6 protein-coding genes are annotated in these 4,072 nt (G+C 71.8%); 2 read left to right on the top strand and 4 right to left on the bottom strand.

What is annotated here, in order from left to right; all coding sequences use genetic code 11:
* On the bottom strand, positions 1–1,018 hold a 1,018-nt coding region (locus EHS43_RS39370), incomplete at its 3' end, for a sigma-70 family RNA polymerase sigma factor (RefSeq protein ID WP_125195369.1).
* A gap of 232 nt (positions 1,019–1,250) precedes the next feature.
* Here EHS43_RS39370 and EHS43_RS39365 point away from each other — a divergent pair.
* Positions 1,251–1,667, top strand: coding sequence for an SsgA family sporulation/cell division regulator (locus EHS43_RS39365; RefSeq protein ID WP_125195368.1), 417 nt, complete (start codon positions 1,251–1,253; stop codon positions 1,665–1,667).
* 41 nt (positions 1,668–1,708) lie between these two features.
* Here EHS43_RS39365 and EHS43_RS39360 read toward each other — a convergent pair whose 3' ends face one another.
* Positions 1,709–2,263 (bottom strand): HAD domain-containing protein, encoded by a 555-nt coding sequence (locus EHS43_RS39360; RefSeq protein ID WP_125195367.1) that lies wholly within the window; start codon positions 2,261–2,263, stop codon positions 1,709–1,711.
* A 245-nt stretch (positions 2,264–2,508) separates the two neighbouring features.
* Between EHS43_RS39360 and EHS43_RS39355 the strand changes: the two genes are divergently transcribed.
* Positions 2,509–2,895, top strand: coding sequence for a hypothetical protein (locus EHS43_RS39355; protein WP_125195366.1), 387 nt, complete (start codon positions 2,509–2,511; stop codon positions 2,893–2,895).
* Positions 2,896–2,939: 44 nt separating this feature from the next.
* Here the strand turns inward: EHS43_RS39355 and EHS43_RS39350 are convergent, their stop codons facing one another.
* Complete coding sequence (locus EHS43_RS39350; protein WP_125195365.1) at positions 2,940–3,374, bottom strand: DUF2267 domain-containing protein; 435 nt, start codon at positions 3,372–3,374, stop codon at positions 2,940–2,942.
* Between the two features lie 89 nt (positions 3,375–3,463).
* A complete protein-coding gene (locus EHS43_RS39345; RefSeq protein ID WP_185806604.1) occupies positions 3,464–3,889 on the bottom strand; it encodes an Hsp20/alpha crystallin family protein in 426 nt (141 codons plus the stop codon).
* Positions 3,890–4,072: the final 183 nt, after the last annotated feature.

The raw sequence follows: 4,072 nt of genomic DNA, 5'->3' as shown, positions 1-4,072 counted from the left end.
CCCCCACCGCACCCGCCGACGGTCCCGCCACCGGTGCCTGCGCCACGGGCACCCGCTCCGGGGAAGTCACCGTCGTGGGGGCCCGGTGCACGCCGAGGGCCAGTACGACCACCACGGCCGCCGCGGCTGCCGCACCTGAGGCGAGGGCGGCTTTGGTCCTGGGGCGCACCGCACGGGCCGTACGCAGGAGACCCTGGACGGTCGCGGAAGCGGATCCCGCGGAGCCCGCCGTGAGCGAGGCCAGGAACTTCCCCGTGCCGCCGCCCACCGCGAAGACCAGCAGCGCGGGGCCGACGAGTGCGGGCAGCCGGTCGTTGGCGCGGATCAGGACGGCGAGGCGCTCGCGGCATCCGTCGCAGGCGTCGACATGGGCGAGGAGGCGCTCGGACTGGCGCGGGGTCGCGTTGCCGCGGACGTAGGCCGGCATCCGCACCCAGTGGACCTCGCACGCGGGATCCTCGGGCGCCTCGGTCTGCGAGCGCAGGAACGCCTGGCGCATGCCCTCGCGGGCCCGGTGCAGCAGGACGGCCGTCGCGCCCTGCTTGGCGCCGATCTGGCGGCCGACCGTCTCCAGCGGCTGGCCCTCGGCGTCGGCGAGCCACAGGGCCCGCACCCAGCGTTCGGGGAGTTCACCGAGGACACGCACCAACAGGTCGGTGGCGGAGACCTGTTCGGCCGGGTCCGCCACGTGACCGGCCGACGCCTGTTCCGGGACCTGCGGGTCCCGGGGGGTCTCGTGCGTGCTGCTCGCGCTGCTCGCGAGGGAGGAGGCGAGGTGGCGGACGGTCGTCATCAGGTACGCCGGAACGTTGTCGATCTCGTGCCCCGCGGACAGCCGCCGCCAGACGCGGAAGTGCGCCTCGGCGACGACGTCCTCGGCCGCCCAGGAGTTGCGGGTGAGCGAGCGGGCGTACGCGACGAGGCGCGGCTGCTCTTCCTCGTAGATCCGCACGTACGCGTCAGTCGCGGCGGTGGACGTCCGGGCGGGCACTCCGGCAGGAGGTCGGTCGGCGGTCATGCAGGAACGCTCCAGTTCCCGGCGGGTGGGGGGGCGGAAAGCTTGTCAGCGTAGATGACCAAACTTTCAATCATTCAGTTCCGGCCGTGATTCAGATCACAGAACTCGCGGGCGGTGGTTGCGTAATCAAGCGGAACTCCGGTCATTCGACAAGGCAATGGAAAAGGACGCGCCAGCACCCAGCCCCCGAGCCCCCGGACCGATGCCTCACCTGAGACGGAGAACGCCTCCCATGCACCTCACCAGCCTGCAACAGACCGTCCGCGCCCGCCTGATCAGCCCCGGCGACCCCGAACTCCCGGTGCGGCCCACGCTGCGCTACAGCTCCGCCGAGCCGTTCGCCGTGCACATCGACTTCCCCGCCGATGTCTCGGCCGACGGCGAGGGCGTGACATGGATCTTCGGGCGGGCGCTGCTGGAGGAGGGGCTCGAAGCGCCCGCCGGGGAGGGCGACGTACGGATACGGCCGTGTGGTTGGGCCCGGACCGTCATCGAGTTCCATTCCCCGCTGGGCCTCGCAGTGATCCGCTTCGGCACGGCCCCCCTGCGCCGCTTCCTGCTGCGCTCCTACGAGGTCGTCGAGCCCGGCACCGAGGACCTGGGCCCCGACCTCGACCACGGGCTCGCCGCGCTGTTCGACGAGGTGTGAGGCGCGGCCGGGGCGCGTCGAAGGCGGACGCCCGCCCGTCCTCACAGACCCTGGACGAAGGCCGCGAGCTCCGCGAAGTCGGCCTCCCGCAGACCGAGTCGGGGATCGACCCGGTGCAGCAGGGCGGGGCCGTTATGGTGTGCTGCCACGAACTCCCTGTCCGCGTGGTCCAGTTCGTCGTCCAGCCAGGCGAAGGGGCGGCCCCGGGCGTGGGTGACGAGGTGACGGGTCTTCCAGAAGGTGCCGTGCGGGGCGGGCGTGAGGGTCGTGGGCCAGTCGACGACCGGGAGTGCCGGGAGGCCGAGGACGGGGGCGATCCAGGTGTTCGCCTCGTGGCGCCACATGGTCGCCCAGACGAGCTCGTAGCGGTCGGCCAGGGCCAGCAGGGCGGGTCCGTGGTCTGGGTTGAGCCAGACCCGCAGCGGCTTGACGGCGGACGGTGCCAGGCCGGGGTGCTGGGCGATCCAGCCCTCGGGCTTCATACGGTGGGTGGTGTAGCCCTCGGGGCGGCGTTCGGGCTGGGCGGCGTAGGGGTTGAGGGGTCCGTCGACGTCGAGGTAGAGGAGGGGGCGGCCGGTGCCTTCGGCGCCGCTCATGGCCCCTCGCCCAGGTGTCGTTCCCGGTCGGCCCGCGTGAGTTCGTGGCTCAACTCGTCTCCCCCCTCAGCTCGGTTGTGTCCGTAAGGGAAGAGTCGCCCGCCCCTGCCGTCCGCGCCAGCCGTTTGGCGCGGCGGACGGGCTGTGACAGGCCTGTTGCCGGAACTGTGGGCTCCATCACAGCAGTTCGCACGGCGTGCTGCTGAACTCGGCGGACCCAGGAACGAGCGGTCAGGGGGGCCGGGATGTCATCGCCATCGCTGAACAGGCGTCTGCGGGGTCTCGCCGTGTCGGCGGGTCTCGTGGCGCTCGCCGTCTACGCCTGGGGGCTGCTGCACCTGGCCGGCGCGGTCCTGGAGGCGGAGGACGGAGGCGCGGGCTCCGCGCCGCTGCTCCCGTGCCGTGGGAACGCGCAGGCCGTCCACGTCAGCGACTACTCGGTGGGTTTCCTCCCCCTCTCCTTCGACTGCGAGCTGACGGGCGGCGGAAGCTACTCGGCCGGGGCGATCCCCGGGTACGTCAATCCCGTCGCCCTGGGCGCCGCCCTCGCGGCCGCGGCGTGCGCCATCGCCGCCGCTTACACGACGGAGCTGAGGCTGCGCGCCGAAGCACGCGAGGGCGGCGCCCGCTAGGCCCCCGGGGGCGCGGGGACCTGGATCGGACCGCGGCGAGTGGGTCAGGCCGCGGGTACCAGCTCCGCCTTGCCGAACAACAGGGCGTAACCGGAGGGGAGTTGCGACAGAAGGCGATCGACGAGCTCGTCGCCCACCAGCTTCGGCAGCACGCTCAGGACCGAGCTGACGTCCCAGCGGGCCGTCGCCGGGGTCGCGCCCTCGATACGACCGGCCACCGCGTCCACGAACTCCGGTGCCGTCAAAGGCCTGTTGACCGGGATCCGGGAGGCGACAAGCCTGGCGGCCTCCTCGGGCAGGGCCCGGGCGAGGTCGACACGTTCGTCGCCGGTGACGTGGTCGCCGAGCGCGGCCAGGACGACACGGACGACCTGCTCCGCCTCCGCCGCGCTCGCGTACTGTCCGGCATCCCGCACGGCGTCCACGAGGTCGCTCCACCGTGCCGTTCTGGTCGCTCGATCCGCGCTGAGTGCGCTCATGTACGGGTCTCCTGGGGGTCGTTGCGCCCCGCGGGCGGCCTGCCGGCCCGCGGGGCGCGACTGCGTTCTACGTTGTCCGGTCGTCGCGGTCAGCCGCTGATCTGCTTGCGGCCGCTGTCGCCGCCGGTGATCTGGATGCGGCGCGGCTTGGCCTGCTCGGCCACGGGGATGCGCAGGGTGAGGACACCGGCGTCGTACGAGGCGTCGATACGTTCCGTGTCGAGGGTGTCGCCGAGGAAGAGCTGCCGGGTGAACGAACCCGTGGGTCGCTCGGCGACGATCATCTCGGCGCCTTCGGGGGCGGGGCGGCGGCGCTCGGCGCGGACGTTCAGGACGTTGCGTTCGACGTCCAGGTCGATCGTCTCGGGGTCGACACCGGGGAGGTCGAAGTGGACGACGAAATCGTCCCCCGACCGGTACGCGTCCATCGCCATCGCGGCGGGACGGGCGTTGGAACCGAAAACCTGCTGCGTGAGGCGGTCGAACTCACGGAAGGGGTCGGTACGCATGAGCATCACAGTCCATCTCCTTTCCACAGACTCCTGTGCGATGCCCTACGCCTTCTTATATAGCTCGGAGCCAGGAAACTTGACAAGCCCAGACTCAGGTTCGGGTGCGGGTTTCCGCCCGCAGTGAGCCTCGGCTCATCGATCATGAGGGTCAGGAGGCAGACATGGCGAAGGTTCCCAGCGCTGTGG

Source organism: Streptomyces sp. RP5T, assembly GCF_003933965.1.
GTDB lineage: Bacteria > Actinomycetota > Actinomycetes > Streptomycetales > Streptomycetaceae > Streptomyces.
The sequence above is the reverse complement of the archived record's forward strand: the minus strand, read 5'-3'. Positions and strand labels throughout refer to the sequence as shown.

Coding starts and splice junctions, on each gene's coding strand:
- EHS43_RS39350 (WP_125195365.1), bottom strand. CDS start 3,374: ATGAGCGCACTCAGCGCGGATCGAGCGACCAGAACGGCACGGTGGAGC.
- EHS43_RS39355 (WP_125195366.1), top strand. CDS start 2,509: ATGTCATCGCCATCGCTGAACAGGCGTCTGCGGGGTCTCGCCGTGTCG.
- EHS43_RS39345 (WP_185806604.1), bottom strand. CDS start 3,889: ATGCTCATGCGTACCGACCCCTTCCGTGAGTTCGACCGCCTCACGCAG.
- EHS43_RS39360 (WP_125195367.1), bottom strand. CDS start 2,263: ATGAGCGGCGCCGAAGGCACCGGCCGCCCCCTCCTCTACCTCGACGTC.
- EHS43_RS39365 (WP_125195368.1), top strand. CDS start 1,251: ATGCACCTCACCAGCCTGCAACAGACCGTCCGCGCCCGCCTGATCAGC.